This window comes from Bathymodiolus platifrons methanotrophic gill symbiont (assembly GCF_002189065.1).
Lineage (GTDB): Bacteria > Pseudomonadota > Gammaproteobacteria > Methylococcales > Methylomonadaceae > Methyloprofundus.
In genome coordinates, this window is the sequence record NZ_BDMN01000130.1 from 1 (window position 1) to 19,900 (window position 19,900).

Below are 19,900 nucleotides of genomic sequence, written 5' to 3' on the forward strand. Positions count from 1 at the left end.
TTAGGCTAAAAAATTGCTCCGAGACTTGTTGTTGTAAGTTGTCTGCAATAGGCAACTTACAATGTTCAGTTAAGATTTAAAAATAGAGCTCTGATTAATCAATCGGGCTAATCAGCAAAAAGCGTGTTCATATAGCGTAGTAACAGAATCTCTACTATCCCCCCGGGCTTGTCCAACAAACGGTTCAGATTGTGGCTCGCTTCTCGATCACAATCTAACCTTGTTCGTTATGTTAATAGCATCATGAACACGATGGTAACCTTTTTTCTTCATATATTCCCAAAGTAGCTAACGGCCGCATCACTTGATACAAAAAGTGGCGGGACTTTGCGATAGCAAATTTTGTGACGCTTTTTACGATCAAGTGGATTTGATTGTTAACTGCTGACTTACATCGAATCAATTTTAATAATTATTTCCTTATGTTTTTCTAGTTGTTCATTCTGCCACTTATTACTCCACCTCCATTCAGGGCCCTCGGAGAACTATCTTCACAATTTTTACAATACTGATTATTGAAACCAAATTGTTCGATAGGGGAAGTGTAAATACCATCTAAAGCTTTCAGGGGGCTTGGTAAAAGGATGGTATTTTGACAAGCCCAGCTCAAGAATTGATACTACTCGAAATTAGATTCGCAAAAATTAAAGGAGTGTATATAAGGAATGATCTTTAGCTGCAAATTAAATTATTTACTTCGTAGGGCTACGACGGCAGAGGTTAGCGACAAAATTAGCTCGCTATAGGTTCGTTATCAGTGAGCGTTAGAAGTATTACGAATCAGAACTGTTTATTGAAAACGTAGGGTGTTTATGGATTTATAAATACGTTTTATAGTTCGCTCTGAACGTTCTTAACCTACTAGATCATCCAGAAACTTCTCAGCGTCTAAAGCTGACATACAGCCTGCTCCTGCAGAGGTAATTGCCTGCTTATAGATTGAATCCATAACATCACCTGCAGCAAATACCCCAGGTACGTTCGTGGCTGTTGCATTACCTTCTATGCCGCTTTGTACGCGGATATAGCCATGATCATCCATATCTAACTGGCCTTTGAATATTTCCGTATTAGGACGGTGACCGATGGCGATAAATACACCGTGTACGTCGACATCTTTAGTACTATTATCAAGCGTACTTTTAATGCGCATGCCAGTTACGCCCATGTCATCTCCCAGAACTTCTTCCAGGGTGTGGTTCCATTCGATTTCTACATTGCCATTTGCTGCTTTTTCTATCAGTTTTTCAGAGAGAATTTTTTCTGAGCGGAATTTATCGCGGCGGTGAATGACGGTGAGTTTAGATGCGATATTAGCAAGATACAGAGCTTCTTCAACGGCTGTATTACCACCACCAATGACGGCAACTGGCTTATTTCTGTAGAAGAACCCATCACAGGTGGCACAAGCTGATACACCTTTACCAGCAAAGGTCTCTTCCGACTCCAGACCTAAGTAGATTGCTGATGCGCCGGTAGCAATAATTAAGGCATCACATGTATAACTGCCTGCATCCCCGGTTAATTTAAAAGGCCGCTCGGATAAATCAGCCGTATGAATATGGTCAAAGATAATTTCGGTATCAAAACGCTCTGCATGTTTACGCATTCTTTCCATAAGTTCTGGACCTTGAACACCTTCATTATCCCCAGGCCAGTTATCCACGTCAGTTGTGGTGGTTAATTGGCCACCTTGCTGTAGGCCGGTTACCATCACTGGTTTAAGGCTTGCTCTTGCGGCATAAACGGCGGCAGTATAGCCGGCTGGACCAGATCCTAGAATTAATAGCTGGCAGTGTTTTGAGTCACTCATGTGTTGTTCCTTGGAAGTAATACGATAAATTGCTATGCATTATGCTTGGTATTAAAGGTGGCGTAAAGTCTGATATTGGATTCGTCTTAAATTTAGGAAAATACTGCTTTGCAGTAGCGCTTGCAATCATTAACCACTAAGTATAAAGAAGGAATCAGCACTAAAGTAATTAATGTAGCAAACAATATTCCAAACCCGATAGAGACCGCCATTGGGATTAACATACGAGCCTGACGCGATGTTTCCAGAATCATCGGTGCCAATCCAAAAAAAGTAGTTAAAGTGGTTAAAATGATAGGTCGAAAGCGTTGAATACTAGCAGTTTTAATAATTTCACTAGGTGAAAGGCTGGTGTTCTTTTCCAGGTTAACTGCCTGGCTAATTAAAACCAAAGAATCATTTACTACAATACCTGATAGGGCAACGATTCCAAGCATGCTTAATACACTTAGGTTAAAGCCCATGATGATATGGCCGAAAATTGCTCCGATAATGCCAAAGGGAATACTGACAATGACAATCAGAGGCAAGGCATAGCTTCTAAAGGGAATCGCTAACATGGCATAGATAGCCAGGGTGGCAAAGATAAAGCTTAATTTAAGACTGCCAATGCTATCCGCCATATCTGCTTGCTGTCCCTGAAAACTAAACTGTAATCCGGAAAATTTCTTTGCCAGTACGGGTAATGTGTTGGCTTTTAGGTCATTGAGTATTTCTACTGATTGACTTCGGGGAGTGACATTTGCGGTTACTTGTACATTACGTCGGCCATTACGTCGCTTAATCTCGGTAAATGCGTGTCCCTGTTTTACCTGGACAATCTCATGTAATGGTATGCTGACTCCTTTATCGGTCCAGACTAAAAAGTCATACATGCTATGTTTTGAAGCTCGTTCATTTTCTGGTAGACGTAGCATTACTTTGACTTCATTTCGGCCACGTTGCTGGCGTAGGACTTCTGCACCAAAGAAGGCATTACGGACTTGCCGGGCAACGGAAAGAGGCGTTAATCCGAGACTTTCACCCTCTGGGAGTATTGAGAAGTCTAATTGTTGCTTGCCCAGGCTCATGCTATTAGCAATATCTTTTGCCATAGGATAAGCACGTAATGAATTGGCTAATTCTATGCTCGCTTGCTCTAATACGGCAATATTACGGTGTGTTAATTCAATGGTTATGGCTGAGCCAGAACTAGGACCGCCTGAGTCTGATTCAAAGATTAGACTTTCTATTCCGCTTATTTCTCCAGATATAGAACGCCATTGATCACTAAATTGTTCTGTACTCATGATCTGATCGCGAATTTCCGGGGCGGCGAGATAAGTACGAATAATAGCTTTGTGACTGCCATCTTTACCAACTTCCGCAAAAACTCCACGAATCAATTGCTCACCATTTTCAACCTGATCGATACTAGATTTTGCAGAGCGAACCAAGTGATCGACAATTTCCTGAGTTTTTTCAACTGGAGATCCAAAGGGTAAAGTTAATCGCACCTGGGCAAAGTCGGATTCGGTTCTAGGAAACATGGAAAGCCCCATACGGCCACTTGCTGCATAAGAGAGTGTGACAATTAGTAATGCAAGGGCAGTAATAACGGTTAAATAGCGATGGCGTAGGCTGAAATCAAGGAATGCACCATAGCGATATTTAACCCAGTGACGAAAAGCATGGCTAAAAGTTTGTTGTTTTTCATATAACCAGAGTTGCAAACCAGAGCGTTGTTTATCTGTTATATGTGCTAAATGATTGGGTAATATAAATAAACTTTCAGCTAGAGAAAGTAAAAATACCAATATGACGACTGTGGGGATCATGACAAAAATCTTGCCCATTATTCCGGGCATAAAAAACAGCGGCATGAAAGTGGCAATATTGGTCAGAATACTGAAAGTAACAGGGGTTGCCATTTCCTGGGCACCTTTAATAGCTGCAGCTAAAGCAGGGTAGCCTTCTTGACGATAATGATAGGTATTTTCACCAATAATAATGGCATCATCAACGACAATCCCAAGAGCTATGATAAAAGCAAACAGGGAAATCATATTAAGCGACACGCCTAAAGAAGGCAGGATTAAAAAAGACCCCATAAAGGCAATAGGAATACCGGCCATCACCCAGAAAGCCAGGCGTAACTCTAAAAATAAGGCGAGGGTAATAAATGCTAGTGTTAAACCCAATGCACTATTGCGTAATAATAAGTCTACCCGCTGTGAATAGGACGCTGAGGCATCGTAACGAATATCAACATGGATACCTGGCGGTAAAGTGCTTTTACTAATTTCAATTTGTTGTTTCACATTTTCGACAATATCTATCGGTGTTTGCATGCCCACCCGATAGACTTGTAACATAATTGCTGGATAGCCATTGTAACGTGCAGAATAGTCGGTATCTTCATAGCCATCGGTAATGCTTGCAATATCGCCTAATAAGATATTTGCACCGGATTCTGTAGTAATGATAGGTATTTGCGCAAAATCGAGTCCGGAATCTTTGCGTTCTTGCATGCGGATTAAAATTTCACCCGTATCTGTTTTAACGCTACCTCCGGGTAGATCAAGACTTGCGCTACGAATACGTTGTGCAATGTCTGCCAGAGAAAGTCGGTAGCGCTGTAGGTTTTCCTGAGAAACTTCAATATTGATTTCTAATGGCCGAACGCCTTCCAGTTCAATCTGGGTAATATTTTCTACTTGTAATAACTGGTCACGAAAATTCTCGGCTAATTCATGTAAAACCTGTTCTTCCGTTTCACCATAGATCACCAGTGATACAGTTTTTCGCTTACTAGCCATTACATTAATAGTTGGCTGTTCTGCCTCTTCGGGAAAGGTTGTAATACGATCAACCTCTCTCTGTATTTCTTGTGCTAGAAGATAAATATCTGCGTCACTCAGTGAATCGACAATCACAGATCCAAGACCTTCTTTAGCAGAGGAGCTAATTTCATCAATCCCTTCAATCCCCGATATGGCATCTTCTATAACTAGAATAATACTGTGTTCAATTTCCTCGGGATCAGCGCCTGTGTAGACAACATTAATGCTGACACTATCGGTAATAAAGTCAGGAAAGACCTCCTGCTTCATAGTATTTAGAAATAAAAAACCTCCCAGAATGAATCCTAGCATCACTAGGTTAGCTGCAACAGGATGTGAAGCCATCCAGCTGATAGGGCCATGTTTATTAATTTCCATATCTGGCTTATTCCTGAATGCTTGCTTTATTAATACGTACTGACATACCTTGTACTGGCGTGCTAAGACTACTGGAAATTATTCTGCTATTATCCGGGAGTTGTGCGGCATCGATAAAAACCAGCCCCTGTTCTTGCCACACGGGAGTAATAGCCTGAATATTAAGCGTGTTTTGTTCTGAGACTAACCAGATTCTTTGCCCGCTATGTATTAAAGTTTCGGGAATCGGGATAACATTTTTGAGTTTATGTCCGATAATTTCTACACGTACAAAAGCGCCTAGAATTAATGTCGGCAAGCCCTTATTTTCTTTAAGCAGGGACATTGGGTCTTGTACTTCAATAATTAATTCAGCCATACGTCCCGAGGTTTCAAGTTCTACTTTTAAACGTTTGACAGTACCCAGCCTGAAAGCTTGCTCACCCCAGGCTGCTTTGAAGTATATTTTGACTTCAGAACCCTTTGCACTATTAATATTAGGAATGTCGATTTTATTTAGTTTATTCACTGGCAGTGTTGCGATAACCCAGAAGCTATTGGTACCAGCTAGTTTTATCAGGGGCGTCCCTGTGGAAAAGGTTGAGACCCAGGAACCAATATGGGCATTTGTTTCCAGTACAATTGCATTAAACGGGCTGCTGGTTTTAGTGCGTTGTAAATCCAGGCGAGATTGAGTTAAGGCAGCTTCTGCGGCAGAAATGGCTGTTTTAGCCAGGGCAAGGTGTGGCTGACGTAATACCAGGTTTTTACTTTGCTGGTCTAAATTAGCATTTAATAGGCTAAATTCACGTTTTGCAATAGCCTGTTGTCCTAGTTCCAGAGTTAAATCAAACCTGGCTTTAGCCAGAGCATTTTCTTTTTGTTTAATGGCCAGTTCGTAATCAGTAGGGTCCAGCTGAACAATTTGTGCGCCTTTTTTAAAAAAACCGCCGGGAACAAAGTCTGGACTGACCGAGATAATCATGCCATTAATTCGTGATGTTAAATTCACTTTCTGGGCAGGAATAACGCTACCCATTGCAAAGACAGTTGCAGAGTAGTCAGTTTCTTTGCTCTGTAACAGCTCTACTAGCGGGGCAACACTTTGTGCTGGGTTGCGTTTTGCTTTGGGTTTATTACTTAGCCAGTAATAAGATATGCTTAATGACAGGCTAAGGATTAATATTGCAGGTATCCATGTTAAAAGGCGTTTAGCCATTTTCTTGTTCCTTGCTATCTATAGAGCTATTCTCATACTCTGGTAATGGCCAGCTCCCAGCTAGAGAGCGATATAGTTGTATCCGGTATTCAATCAGCTGACGCTTGGCAGAAATGCGATTTCGTTCCAGTGTTTGTTGATTTATTTGTGTAGTCAGAACACGTAAAAAATCGATAGCTCCATACATATAACGTAAACGAATTTGTTCCGTTGCTTTTTGTGAATAACTGTACTGTAGGTTTAAACTGCTAATCAGCTGTTTTTGTTGATATTCCTGGGCAAGCGCATCTTCTACTTCTTTAATAGCTTGCTGTATGGTGCTTGCATAATTATTCAGAGATTCAGCAGCAACAGCTTTATTTCTCTCAACTTCGGCAACACGCCGCCCACCATCCACGATGGGTAGGATCAGGTTACCAGCCAATGTTGCAATCCAGTTATTAAATAAAGATTGTAAATTAGGCGAGGTCGCATTAATACTTGCTGACAGGCTTAATTTTGGAAAACGGTCGGCAATAGCCGAGGCAGTCCGCTGGTCAGCGGCCTGAACTCGAAAATAAGCCAGACGCAAATCCGGTCGACGTTGAATGAGTTCGCTGGCTAATCCGGTTTGTGGTTGAGCCGGTAAATCGGGCAGTTGCTGATTGTTTGCTAAAGAAAACATACCCGGCGTATTGCCCGTTAATATGGCCAATTGATGTTCCAGTACTTTAATAGTGGCCAGGACATTATTTTGATCTCCAATGGTCGCCTGTAATGTTTGTTGTTGCTGGAACAGGTCGGCAGCACTTGACTGTGCGCCGGCAAATCGAATCAGGGTGATTTCAACATTGTTCCGGTTGGTTTGGATTTGCTGTTTAAGCAGGCGTAACTGGCTACGCTGTTCAATTAAACGGTACCAGGCAATTGCCACTTCTGAAGATAAGGAAATAGCAGCGGTATTCAGATTTTCCTCTGCGACACGCACATCTAGTTCGGCAGCTTGTTTCTGGGCACGGAGACGCCCCCATAAGTCAACTTCATAACTGGCATTAAGCCCTAATGCAAAATTACTTGGGTTACCTAAGTTAGAATAGCTTTTAGCGCCTCCAAAAGCAGCGCCAATGCTAGGAATGAGGTCTGCACTATCTTTGATAGCAATTGCTTCAGCCTGTTGCAGGCGGTTAAAAGTAGATATTAAACTAAAGTTATCAGTAAGTGCCTGGTCGATAAGTTGATTAAGCTGTGGGTCGTTAAAAGCCAGCCACCAGTGCTCCAGTGGAGAAGAATTTCCTGTTTGAGTGAACTTTTCAGGGATATCTACTGGAGTGCTAATTTTTTCAATCGGTACAGCACAGGCTTGCATAAGAATTAATACCAGACAAATTAGTAAGTATTTAATATTCATTTGCTAGCTATACTGATGGTAAGGGTTATATATAAGGGTAGGCGCCCCAGTATAGACAATAAAAAAGCTATGCATGGGTGAGATGTTGGTGGATATACGAACCAAGGAATTATTCAAGCCTGGATATAGATATAAAAGAAAATATTTAGGCGAAAGTTAGTATTAAACCACCAAAAACGCGAAGCTCAGGAAGAGTGGAATATTTATTTTCTTCGAGCGCTTCGTGGTGCAACTGTTCTTTTATCATAGGCTATACGGATTGATTTTAAGTTGCGGGCTGACTGCTCTTAACTGTAAGTGTCTGACCGGGTTTTAAATATTTGCCTAGTGCACTTGCATTCCATTTACGTAAATCAGCCACACTGACATTAAACTTCTCGGAAATAGCATATAAGGAATCGCCACTACGTACGGTGTAACTGATAGATTGTTTTGAAGCAGTTTGTTTAATGGGTGGTCTGATAACTAAAGTTTGACCTAAAGATAGAGTATTGTTAAGTCCAATCTTATTCCATTGTGCGATATCTTTACTATGCAAGCCCAGCTTTCTGGCAATCCCCCATAAGCTGTCACCTGCTTTTACCCGGTAGTTAGACTTGTGACTGGGTATTTTTGCTGTGGAAGCTTGATAAAATGGATTTTCTCCCGCCTGCTTACGTGAGACAGGAATTAGCAGGTAGGCACCTGCCCGGATATTATTATTAGGCAAATGGTTAACTTCGCGAATGGCATTTATTCTGGTTTTATAGCGACGCGCTATAGCCCCCAGGTTTTCGCCAGTTTTTATTTTATGCCTTTGCCATTGCACTCTCTGGTCTACTGGTAATGCGGCCAGGTTCTTTTTAAATAGTTCTGCATTATCAATTGGAATCAATAAACGATGTGGACCTTGAGGCGGGGTATAGCCACGACTAAGTCCCGGGTTTAAATGAAATAACTCATCAACTGTGGTGTTAGATAACTGGGCCGCTTTTGATAGTTCAAGTTGGGAGCCAATATCAATAGCCATAAAGGTTGGCTCATGTGTTTGTGTTTTTAAGCTAATGCCATATTGCTCTGCATTAGCGAATATTTTAGCCAGGGCGAGTAGGCGAGGGACGTAGTTTTTAGTTTCTCTGGGTAAACTTAAAGACCAGAAATCAGTCGCTTTGTTATTGGCTGCATTACGTTTTATCGCTCTACCCACTGTTCCCATGCCTGCATTATAAGAGGCCAGGGCAAGTAGCCAGTCATTATCAAAAACACCACCTAGTTTTTTTAGGTAACTGGTTGCCGCCTCTGTAGAAGCATAAACATCACGGCGGCCATCATACCACCAGTTTTGATCAAGACCATAAAGCCTACCAGTAGAAGGAATAAACTGCCATAAACCTGAAGCCTTCGCACGTGAATAAGCATGTGCTTTAAAGCCACTTTCAACTGCTGGAAGTAAAGCAAACTCACCTGGTAAACCTTTTTCTTCTACCTGTTTAATAATATTGTAAAGATAGGGCTCTGCTCGCGTTTGAATGGTCTCTATATATTTAGGATGCGCCAGGTACCAGTTGAGTTGTTTTTCGATAAGTGCATCATCAATTTCGGGTATGGCAAATAGGGAGATCAGATATTGCCAGCTATCGTCTGAATTTTTAACACGGTCGCTTCCCTTTATTGAAGAGGGATCTATCGCTAGACCAGATTTATGTGCAAGATCAATAATAGACTTATCTGGATCAGGATTTGCTACCTGATTTGTATTTTTAAGGCTACAGCCTTGCACAAAAAGCAGCATTAAAAGAATTAAAATGCTGAAATGTTGATTAAATTTTTGCATATTAAAATGTGCTGTAGATTTTAATTGATAATTTCTTTGTATTGTACTGTATTCAAAAGAATTATCCTAGGTAGAATACGTCTGGATAGAAAATTGAAAGGGTATTTAAATGAAGTGTAAAACAGTTAATTTATAACTGTTTAATGAATGAGTTGCTTTTTTGATTTTAGCATTAAACAAATTACCTTATAATATACTTCGCACGGCCACCGTTACAGTTTTCTAGCGGCTGTTTTTTGCCGATAGCTGCGTGACTGAAATAGTTGCGTAGCCAGCTATGCGCCTATTTCAGTGCCTTGCTCTCGACAAAAAGCAACTCACTATAACAGCGCAACCGTGACCGTGCGAAGTATACGTCTCTTGTTTTACGTCACTATAAATTAGGATTGAATATGAAAAAAATCTCTTTACTCGCATTTTTCTTGTTTTTATTTAGTGCTGTGTCTTATGCGCATGGCCCTGTCAGAGGGAAAATGACGGCAACAGTGGATATTGAGGCGCCTGCAGCAGAAATATGGGACGTTATCAAAAATTTTGATGATATGTCATGGCATCCTGGTATTAAAAGTACTGACGGAACAGGTGGCAATGAAAAAGGCGCGACACGTGTTTTAACATTGGCTGGTGGCGGTACAATCACAGAATTTTTAAAAAAGTATGATGCGAAAAAAATGTCATTCACATATAAAATTACTGATATGAGTATTGTTAAAACAATTCAACACTCTGGTCAGGATGAAGATATTCCTGTTCTTGCTGTTGATAACTATCAGGGGAAACTGACAGTTAAGAAAAAAGGTAATGCATCAGTCGTAGTATGGGTGGCGACTTATTACCGTGGTTATATGAATAATAATCCACCGGTTGAATTAAATGAAGAAACTGCAGATGAGCAAGTGACTGCTGTTTTAAAAGAAGGTTTGACAAGTTTATTACATAAATTTGAGCCAAACACACTACCTACAGCTATTACATTTAAAATGAAAAGATAGTCGTCAACAGGGTAGGAGGGGCTTGAGCCGCGATAGATTATATTTCACGGTTCAAGAGGCTGGGAAACTATTCAACAAAATCCCCCTCCTTAGTTAAGGAGGGGTGAGGGGGAGGTTTGGCATATAAACACCAGCCTTTAAATATCTAAGGCTTATGTTTTTATAAGATCCCCCTTAATCCCCCTTTTTCAACGGGAGGGTATAAAGAAAGAATACTTTCACCGTCTCTAAAGCCCCCTCCACAAAATGATATTTGGCTATTCAGCCTTTTCTCTATCAACATAAGTCATTCACTATGCCATATAAACTTATTGTCCGGTTATTTTCATTTATTTTATTACTCGCTAATAGCTCCAGTCTTTTAGCGCAGTCCTATGCATATATCACTAATCAATTAGACAATAACGTAGCGGTTATTGATTTGAAAACCAATCAGCTTATTAAATCAATACCTGTTAAAGGTAAGCCTGTTGGTGTAGCTGTTAATCATCAGCTTGATCAGGTTTATATCAGTACCCCTGAAGGGAACGGCTTTGTCGTTTTAGATGCTAAAAGCCTGCAACAAACTAATCATGTCAAAGTAGGAGGGGCATCTGTAGGTATAGCAGTTAGCCCTGATGGCCAGCGTATTTTTGTTGCCGATTGGTATGAGAATAGCGTATCGATTTTTGATAGCACTCATTTAGAGTTAGTAAAAAAATTAACTGTTGGTAAGTCGCCTTCAGGTCTGGTTGTGAGTCCTGATAATCGCTGGTTGTATGTTGCTAATCGAATGGATGATACGATTTCGCAAATTGATTTATCCAGATTGAGTATTAGAAATACAACTAAAGTAGGCGCACACCCTTTTGGCCTTAGTCTGGATAAAAAGGGTGCACGACTTTATAGCGCTAATGTAGAAAGTAATGATGTCTCGGTGCTGAGTGCCAGGAACCTTAAGCGCATGGCGCGGGTAAAAGTTGGAGGGCGACCTTATGCCCTAGCTTTAGCCCTGAATGAAACACTATTATTTGTTACCAATCAGGATGATAATAGTGTTTCTGTCATTGATACGGTGACACTAAAAGAAATCAAGCAAATAGAAGTAGGCGAGAAGCCAGAAGGAATTAGTACTCATACTGATGATCGCCATGTCTATGTGGCAAACTGGTTTGATGGCACTGTTTCAGTGATTGATGCGCAAACATTAAGCGTGGTAGATACGATAGAAACAGGCGATGGTAGCCGCGCATTTGGTGACTTTATTAGCAAATAAAGTAGGTCGTTCTATTCTAAATCTTGCTCTTTTTAGTATGTAACCATACCCAGATACGGTAAGTGAACGAGAAAAGAATCACACTGGATGCGCCAATAATAAATTGCTGATTTTCTTCAACCAGGTTTTGGATTTGCAAAATTATCTCTTGATTTACTTCTTTATACAGTAAAAAAGAACCTAGAATCAGGACAAAATAGCCAAAACCAGTTTTTAAATAACTGGCAGGAATATAGTGCGCCGCTTTAGAACCGAAGAAGCTACCTATAATAGCGAGTATAGTGACTAAAACGGTAATCTCAAGGTCAATATTTATATGTCCGGCATGCCCAAACAACCCAGCAGTACTTTGTAAGGTAATAATACATAAAGAAGTGCCAATAGCAGCATGAACTGGCAAACTTGCTAAATGAGTTAGAGCTGGCACCAGTAAAAATCCACCGCCAACACCAACCAATCCGGTGATGATGCCGAGAAAAAAACCATCCAGAAGAATAGCAAAAACTGGTAGTTCGGTAGGGCAGATAGGAGTGTCATCAAGCTGTTTACAGCTCTCTTCAGGCTGTTTTTTGCTAAGTATCATGGAAAAAGATGCAGCCAGCATAACGATACCTAATAGAACTAATAGTAAGGCTTCCGGAACATAAACGGTCAAACGCCCACCCAGATAAGCACCGAGCATGCCTGAACTGCCAAAAACAGCCCCGGTTTTCCAGCAGACGCTACCCATACGGGAATGATTGATGGTAGCAATAATACTGGTGCTACCGACGACAATAAGAGATGTAACAATAGCGCTTTTAGCTGGGATTTCAGCAAGATAAACCAGAACGGGAACGGTCAGAATAGAGCCGCCACCTCCTAATAAGACGCCAATAAGGATTGCCAAACAACTGACTAAAAGCATAGGAGCTTAAGGGGAGGTCATGTGAATCTGTTGCACCACAGGCTTGGTTGGCAGGTAATGCTTTATCAATATATTTAGGGTAGGGAAGTTCGAGGTGCTGCATTATTTCAATAAAATCAGCACTTGATTTGTGCTCACCCAGGCGTGAATTTAAAGCCATTTCCTGAGCAATGCAAGAAACTCTTCTACCATTATAGTCATGTCCAGGATAAATCAGGGTATCGGGAGGCAAAGTAAACAGTTTTTCAGTCACGCTTTTGTACATCGTTGCTGAATCGCCCTGTTGAAAGTCAGTTCTTCCACAGCCATTAATCAATAAAGAATCTCCTGTAAACACACGTTCACCAATAACATAGCTAACACAACCACTGGTATGCCCAGGGGTATGTAGTACTTTGATTTCAATGCCACCAACCTGAAACTCAATGCCATCGGTAACCAGTAAATCTGCGCACATAGCCCCCGCATCACGATGCACAATACTTTTACTGCCTAGCTGGTCACGCAACAAACTAGCAGCAGTTACATGATCAGCATGCACATGTGTTTCCAGAGTATAAATCAGCTTAAGATTTAAATTCTCCAGAAGGTCTTTATAGTGTCCCAGTTCTGTGGCAACTGTATCGATCAAGATTGCTTTTTGACTTGCTTCGCAAGCTAAAAGGTAAGTATAGGTACAAGTATCAGGTTCAAACAGCTGTTTAAAAATCATGCGCAATTATCCATTAAATATTATTAAACTCTAATCTAGAGCTAACGGTATTATAAATTAATTCTACGATAAAGTATGGCACAAATACTTATCAAACAGTGATCAGTTTTTTAATGGTAAACTATTCAATAATTTAATTTTCGTGGAGTAACAAGTGCTTAATAAAGTAACTTTAATAGGAAATTTGGGAGCTGATCCAGAGGTACGTTATATGCCTACCGGGGGAGCAGTTGCAAATATTCGCTTAGCAACGACTTTCCGCTGGAAAGATAAACAAACAGGTGAACGTAAAGAAAACACGGAGTGGCATCGTGTGGTTTTCTTTAATCGATTGGCGGAAGTTGTAGGTGAATATTTAAGAAAAGGCAGTCAGGTGTATGTAGAAGGCCGCATACGCACACAAAAATGGCAAGGTCAGGATGGCCAGGACAGGTATACAACAGAAATTGTTGCGACAGAAATGCACATGCTGGGTAGTCGCTCAGGTGGCACAGCGCCCATGGGAAATGCTTCTACAGCGAGTGCTCCAGCAGAGCATAATACGCCTGCAAGTCCACAGAATAACCCTGCACCTGCTCAGACACAGTCAGCACCTAGCTCGCCACCGCCAGCAGCATACGAAGATTTTGATGATGATATTCCCTTTTAGCTTACGCTTAATTAAAAAGTGTTAAGATAAATGCTTTTTATACAGAAATAACTTATAAACCCAGCATCATTGCTGGGTTTTTTATTTTTTACACTTTACTTTTTTTAAATATTATGAGTAAATGGATATTACGTATAATAAAGCGCAAAAATAAGAAGTCGGTATATGGTAAATTATAGTGTTGAAGCATTAGTCTTTGAAAATGGAGAACGCTACCCTATTTTGATGGGGAATGATGGTATGCCACACTTCCATGTAACGCTTTGGGTGACGACCAAACTAAGAAAAGTTGGAAAAGCAGAGCAAACCATTTCAAATAAGCTTAACCATGTTAAATGGTTTTTAGGTTGGCAGATAGAAGAGAAAAGAGATCTTTATAAAGAATTTCAGCAAGGACTTTTTCTTGGTGATGATGATATTGAAAACATTAAGTCTTACCTTGCTACCGATATAAAGCGATTAAAAGATGTCACTAATAGAACTAATAAAAGCCGAAATAAAGTCATTAGTATCGCTGATACGCCAAAGTTAGTTGATGTAATACCTGCGGTTGGACGTAACCACCATTACAATCGAATGACATCTGTTATTGAGTATTTAACTTTTATTGCCAAGTTAGCCGTTAAGCATACCCCTAATCCTAAGCTCAATAGTGAAATAAAAAGGATGGAAACGGAGTTCAAATCTGCTCGACCTAAAGGGAAGGGGAATAGTGTACTAGATGAAACTAATAATAAAACTTTACCAGAAAGCTTAGTCAAAGAGTTTATAGCCGTTGCTCATTATGATGATATACAGAACCCATTTACACAGGAAAATGTACGTTTTAGAAATCATTTAATGTTTCATTTAATGAGTCGTCATGGCATTAGGCGTGGTGAAATGCTTGCTTTGGCGCTAACAGATATGATGCTACATGGCAGTAATAAATCATTTTGGGTTAGACGCACACATGATGATAAATATGATCCTCGTTCTAAGCAACCAGTTGCTAAAACAAGGGAAAGAAAACTTAGGATCAGTGACCAAACTGCGGAGTTAATGGATCGTTACATTACTAAATATCGTTCTGTTACACCAAATGCTAATAAACACCCTTATTTGTTTGTTACTCACCGTAAAGGACCTACACAGGGGCAACCAGTTTCAATATCAACGTTTGATAACACCATTGTGCCTGCTATGAAAAAAGTGGATGAAAAATTTGAAGCTATCCATCCTCATTATTTTAGACACTATTGGAATGAAGGTTTTTCCGAAAAAATTGATGTTAATAACACATTGGCAGCATCTGGTGCTGAAGGATATACGCATATAGATAGCGGTAAAGAAGCTAAGATGAGAAAACACCAAATGGGTCATTCAAGTGAGATGTCGGGAAATACCTATAACAAGCGCCACGTATCTAAAAAAGCCAATGAAATATCACTAATGGAACAAGAAGAACTTAACAGAAAAGCTGCTGAAGTAAGAAAAGAATCAGAGATGCAAGGAAGTAGCAATGAGTAATGTAGCCCAAGCAAGTAAGAAAGTACGAGCGACAGGTACTTTCGATGCTTCCTTAAAGACTTCAAGAGATGGTTATAGTTTCGTCCTTAATGCCAATAAATGGGTTTTAAATAAGGACACTACAATTAGCTTTCAAAAAGAAGTATTGGCTTTGGAGGATAATACTCATTCTGGATTTAGAAAATCATTAGCACGCTATGCAGAAGAGTCTTCTGCCAAGCATACTTTAAATATGTATCACAGGTTTCAACGAATGGTTCGTGATACTGAATGTTCGTCTATTGATGAATTTGTGATTAGAAACTGGCGAGCTATGCTCGATGACGAGCATGAGTGGTATTTAGGAGCACTTCGTGGCTTTCTAATCAGTTGGCATGACTATGGTTACAGTGGTATTGATAGTCAAGTGGTTAGGGTGTTAGAAGGTATGCGATTGTCTGGTAATCTGAAAGGAGTTGCTATAGCTAATCGTTGCCCTTACACAGGAGCATTAACTCAGAATGAACAAATAACGATTGCCTCTGAGTTGATTCGCTTATTTGCTGAAGATCTAATTTCCCTAGCATGTTATAGCTATCTAGTTACTTTGCAGGCTACAGCAAGGAGAGCTGTACAGTTGCGTCAATTAAAGGCAAAAGATCTTATAAAAGAAAAGTGCTCTGAAACGCAGGCTGTTAATTTCTATCTCAATATTCCAAGAGCAAAACAAAGAGGAATTGGGTTTCGAGAAGCTTTTAAGCGGTTAGCTGTTACGGAAGACCTATATCTTACGCTTCTTAATCTAGTCGAAAATGAGCATAAAAAATTAAGTGAGATCTGGGAAGGCAAACTTAGTCAAAATCAAAAGGATTTAACACCGCTTTTTATTGACTGGGTTAGTGTTAAAAAAATGTTTAAGGATAATGACGATATTATTTTGTTAGATCAAATCTTAAGTTCTGACATATTACACTTATCAACGAACCAGTTCAGAGATGGCTTTATGAGACAAGTTAACTTGTTAAACGAAGCCATAAGTGAACGTACTGGTGATATTATTCAGCTTTCAGCTAGGCGATTTCGCCGAACTCGTGGTACAAATCTTGGTCGTAAGGGCGTTAGTGCATTTATTATTGCTGAAGCTCTAGATCAGTCAGATACCCAGAACGTTATAGTTTATACGGAAAATACGGCTGACACAGTAACCTACATTGATAAAGCCATTGGTACACAATTAGCTCCTTTTGCTAAGGCTTTTAAAGGCGAAATCATTCTGGATGTGGCAGATGGAGAACGTGGTGATGACCCATCGGCACGCATACCCAATAAAGACAATGAAGTTGTTGGTGCTTGCGGCACTAATGTTTTTTGCATAAAAGGCTATGAAGCCTGCTATGTATGTGAAAAGTTTAGACCCCTCCTTGATGGACCCCATGAAAAGTTCTTGAATAGCCTCTATGTAGAGAAAGATGCACGGCTAAAGGCAACTAAAAGTGAACAGTATGCCTCGACCAAAGATACATTGATACTTGCAGTAGAATGGGTGGTTCAGGCTTGTGCTGATATGAAGCAAGAGTCAGAGGAGCAATAATTATGACAAGCAATGTAATTAGGTTTAAAGCAAAAGTTGAACTAACAGGTGAACAAAACCTCAATGAGTTTATTAATAGCTGTCGTACTCATTTAACAATGTTCGGCTCTGATAGCTGGCAAGAAAATAAATGGGATACCCTTAAAGGGAAAAGAAAAGTAATAGCACGCTTTTCGACTAATTTAAAGCCATCAAATTCATATCACTATGAGCCTATTTCAGCCCCATTTTTAGACTTTGCCAAGGCATACATCAAGAACTCATACACAGATAATCCAGTATCAAACTTACAGCGGCATATGGAAGCCATTCGGGTACTTGAAGAAGCATTAATCTTAGCAACGGATAAAGCCGATATATTATTACTTGATGGCACTGTACTGGAAAGGCTTGATGAAGTTTTTCATCGTCAACTTCCAGATGCCACGGCAAGAAACAAAGCAGGCTATCAAATGGAGTTAATATTAAAATTTTGTCGTGATGACTTTATTACACCTAGTTTGCCAGAATGGTCTAACCCTTATGAGAAAAACAAAGATTTAACTATTACGCTTGATGAAAAAGGTAAAGAGCATCGTTCAGATAAATTACCAACCACTGAAGAAATGATGCTTGTTGCAGAAGTATTTAGTAAGGCTCCAGAATTAGGCATTGAAGCTGAATACTTCACTGCAATTTACGCACTGTTAATGACAGCGCCTTCACGAGGTTCAGAGCAAACGGTACTACCTGTAGACTGCTTAGTTTGGGAAGAAGACAGAGCAGGAGATCTAAAACTTGGTATACGCTGGGTGCCAGCTAAAAAAGGTAAAGCTGGGATAAAGTGGGTTCCAACAGTAATGCAAGATACCGTTATAGAGGCAGTTGAACGTCTAAAGCGTATTAGTGAGCCTGCTCGCAATGCGGCTAAGTTTGCGGAAGAATTCCCTGAACAATTTATGGTACATAGTGGATGTATCACGCCAAAAGAATTCTCTGTTGATAAGTCATTGTCGGTTGAGCAGTTTAATGCTGCGCTATCAACTAAATTAACAAAGTTTACTTCTGTATCGGTAAAATGGTTGAAACAAATACTTGTCGAAAATGATGGTTCAATCACCTACAGATCGCTTGGTGAGTTTGAGTATGGTAAGTACATTAATAAATTTCCTAAGTGGCCTTATGCTGATAAGAACGGACATGTAAAGGTTTCCGAAGCATTATTATTACATCGTGAAAATGAGTTTCATGTTGACTTTAATCCACGAGGTTTTTCATTTTGTATCCCCACTGTTAATCACATAAATGATCGTTTCGTTCAGAAAAAATCCAAAGGAGATCGCACCTTATGGGCCAAGTACGAATTTAGTTTAAAAAGTGGCGAACCAATAGAGTTAACTACTCACCGTGCTCGTCACTGGCTCAGTACAATGGCTGAAAGTGGAGGGATGGATGAGCTTACTTTGGCTAACTGGGCTGGTCGAGCTAAAGTTGGGGACAACAAAAAATACGATCACCGAACGGAAGATCAAAAATCTGAGGAAGTGGCAGGTTTAATGATTCCTGAAAATGCAGGTGTACTAGAAAAAATTAGGCATCGAATTCCAGTTACTTTTCAAGATATAGGTAAGAATTTAGAAGGCTCTGCAATAGTAACTGAATTAGGGGTATGTGAGCATGATTATGCCATGTCACCTTGTCAACGCAGCGGAGACTGTGAAACGTGCAAGGAACTTGTCTGCATCAAAGGGTTTAGTGATTCACTAGAATTACTCAAAAAGCGAGAACAAGAAGTTGCATCTCAATTTGATAAGGCGATGGAAGATCATGAAATGGGTGCGTTTGGAGCTGATCGCTGGGTCAGTAATCACCATTGGCGATTAACTCATTTACGCACAAAAATTAGTATCCTTGAAAACGAAAATACACCTGACGGTACTGTGGTAAGAATCCCTGATGAATATGATCCATCCCCTGTTAAGGAAATGTTGAGAGATAAAGGCTTAGATGTAGAAATTGAGTCCCCCGATGAACTCGGATTTGAAGATGATATGTTTGAATTAATGGAGCTTTAATCATGCCAAAAATAGTAATAACAGCCGAAAATATTCCTGAAGTTTTACACTTAATTGAAACATGGAATGGAAAACTAACTTGGCCTCTTCTTTGTGAAGAGATCATGGTCATGCTTGAACTTGATAATGTTACTCGGCAAGCATTGTCAGGATATAAGGCCATTCAGGAGGCATACACTGCTCGTAAACAATACTTGCGTGAGAATAAAAATGCAGAAGTTCAGCCAGTAAATAGCAATATAGAGTATTGGCAAAATCAAGTAGAGAGCCTAGAAGTGGAGCTGAAAAGAGCAAATAAAACTATCGAAATGTATAAGCAACGTTTTGTATTATGGCAACACAATGCATATATACACGGTGTGAGAATGGAATCCCTAGATGATGCTGTAGAAATGCTAGATAAACCGTTGACTGAAATTAAACGCAGAACAGGTGGTGTGTAATAGTTGACGAAAAAGGCATTAATGGTCAATAAAAAATAAAGAATAATCTAAATCTATTTCAGATAAGTATGGCTTTGTCAAATAATAAAAAATAAATATCTTGACGGTAATGTCGCCTTTATGTTATCATGTAAAAACGATATACCTACGGAGTTAATTTGATACAAGGTTAAGGGGTTATAAAACCCACATTATGGTTAATCTGCGTTTAAGTTTTATATAGCTTTTCTGTGATTAGCCGTCAAATAGCGAACAAAGTTCGCAATTAGAGTAAACCCGAAAAGGGTTACTTTTAGAAAGATGAATTGATTTACTTATTAACAAAAGGAGTATTAAGTTTAGAGTTATTTTTTAAACACAAAATAGATCTAACTATCATTCGATAAAATAGTTTTTCG

The 19,900-nt window shown here is 39.8% G+C and carries 14 protein-coding genes; 7 read left to right on the forward strand and 7 right to left on the reverse strand.

What is annotated here, in order from left to right; genetic code table 11:
* Window positions 1-853: 853 nt before the first annotated feature.
* From trxB to CDZ78_RS08210, 5 genes are all read right to left on the reverse strand, one after another.
* Window positions 854-1,813: a thioredoxin-disulfide reductase gene (gene trxB / locus CDZ78_RS08190; protein WP_087869571.1), complete on the reverse strand. Its 960-nt coding sequence runs from the start codon at window positions 1,811-1,813 to the stop codon at window positions 854-856.
* Between the two features lie 92 nt (window positions 1,814-1,905).
* The gene (locus CDZ78_RS08195) at window positions 1,906-5,013 is read right to left on the reverse strand and encodes an efflux RND transporter permease subunit (protein WP_087869572.1); all 3,108 of its coding nucleotides are present in this window, start codon (window positions 5,011-5,013) and stop codon (window positions 1,906-1,908) included.
* Window positions 5,014-5,020: 7 nt separating this feature from the next.
* Window positions 5,021-6,211, reverse strand: coding sequence for an efflux RND transporter periplasmic adaptor subunit (locus CDZ78_RS08200; protein ID WP_087869573.1), 1,191 nt, complete (start codon window positions 6,209-6,211; stop codon window positions 5,021-5,023).
* Window positions 6,204-7,598, reverse strand: coding sequence for an efflux transporter outer membrane subunit (locus tag CDZ78_RS08205; protein ID WP_244559196.1), 1,395 nt, complete (start codon window positions 7,596-7,598; stop codon window positions 6,204-6,206). The genes CDZ78_RS08200 and CDZ78_RS08205 overlap by 8 nt, the downstream gene beginning before the upstream one ends.
* Before the next feature lie 265 nt (window positions 7,599-7,863).
* A complete protein-coding gene (locus CDZ78_RS08210) occupies window positions 7,864-9,411 on the reverse strand; it encodes a LysM peptidoglycan-binding domain-containing protein (RefSeq protein WP_087869574.1) in 1,548 nt (515 codons plus the stop codon).
* 392 nt (window positions 9,412-9,803) lie between these two features.
* On the opposite strand from CDZ78_RS08210, the gene CDZ78_RS08215 reads away from it, so the two are divergent.
* Together CDZ78_RS08215 and CDZ78_RS08220 are read left to right on the forward strand one after the other, a co-directional pair.
* Window positions 9,804-10,403, forward strand: a complete 600-nt coding sequence (locus CDZ78_RS08215) for an SRPBCC family protein (RefSeq protein ID WP_087869575.1) — start codon at window positions 9,804-9,806, stop codon at window positions 10,401-10,403.
* A gap of 295 nt (window positions 10,404-10,698) precedes the next feature.
* Window positions 10,699-11,658 carry a YncE family protein gene (locus CDZ78_RS08220; protein WP_087869577.1) on the forward strand — a complete coding sequence of 320 codons (960 nt, stop codon included), beginning with the start codon at window positions 10,699-10,701 and terminating at the stop codon, window positions 11,656-11,658.
* Window positions 11,659-11,674: 16 nt separating this feature from the next.
* Here the strand turns inward: CDZ78_RS08220 and CDZ78_RS08225 are convergent, their stop codons facing one another.
* Together CDZ78_RS08225 and CDZ78_RS08230 are read right to left on the reverse strand one after the other, a co-directional pair.
* Window positions 11,675-12,565, reverse strand: a complete 891-nt coding sequence (locus tag CDZ78_RS08225; RefSeq protein WP_087869578.1) for a sulfite exporter TauE/SafE family protein — start codon at window positions 12,563-12,565, stop codon at window positions 11,675-11,677.
* Window positions 12,471-13,277, reverse strand: a complete 807-nt coding sequence (locus CDZ78_RS08230) for an MBL fold metallo-hydrolase (protein ID WP_087869580.1) — start codon at window positions 13,275-13,277, stop codon at window positions 12,471-12,473. The genes CDZ78_RS08225 and CDZ78_RS08230 overlap by 95 nt, the downstream gene beginning before the upstream one ends.
* A gap of 154 nt (window positions 13,278-13,431) precedes the next feature.
* Between CDZ78_RS08230 and ssb the strand changes: the two genes are divergently transcribed.
* The 5 genes from ssb to CDZ78_RS08255 all read left to right on the forward strand — a co-directional run bounded on the left by ssb (window position 13,432) and on the right by CDZ78_RS08255 (window position 19,502).
* A complete protein-coding gene (gene ssb, locus CDZ78_RS08235; protein ID WP_087869581.1) occupies window positions 13,432-13,926 on the forward strand; it encodes a single-stranded DNA-binding protein in 495 nt (164 codons plus the stop codon).
* 165 nt (window positions 13,927-14,091) lie between these two features.
* Entirely contained in the window at window positions 14,092-15,435 is a 1,344-nt protein-coding gene (locus CDZ78_RS08240; RefSeq protein ID WP_087869582.1) for a site-specific integrase, read from the forward strand.
* Window positions 15,428-17,005: a site-specific integrase gene (locus CDZ78_RS08245; protein ID WP_174664569.1), complete on the forward strand. Its 1,578-nt coding sequence runs from the start codon at window positions 15,428-15,430 to the stop codon at window positions 17,003-17,005. The genes CDZ78_RS08240 and CDZ78_RS08245 overlap by 8 nt, the downstream gene beginning before the upstream one ends.
* Window positions 17,006-17,007: 2 nt before the next feature.
* Window positions 17,008-19,059, forward strand: a complete 2,052-nt coding sequence (locus CDZ78_RS08250; protein ID WP_087869584.1) for an integrase — start codon at window positions 17,008-17,010, stop codon at window positions 19,057-19,059.
* Between the two features lie 2 nt (window positions 19,060-19,061).
* Window positions 19,062-19,502 (forward strand): hypothetical protein, encoded by a 441-nt coding sequence (locus CDZ78_RS08255; protein ID WP_087869586.1) that lies wholly within the window; start codon window positions 19,062-19,064, stop codon window positions 19,500-19,502.
* The last annotated feature ends 398 nt before the right edge of the window (window positions 19,503-19,900 follow it).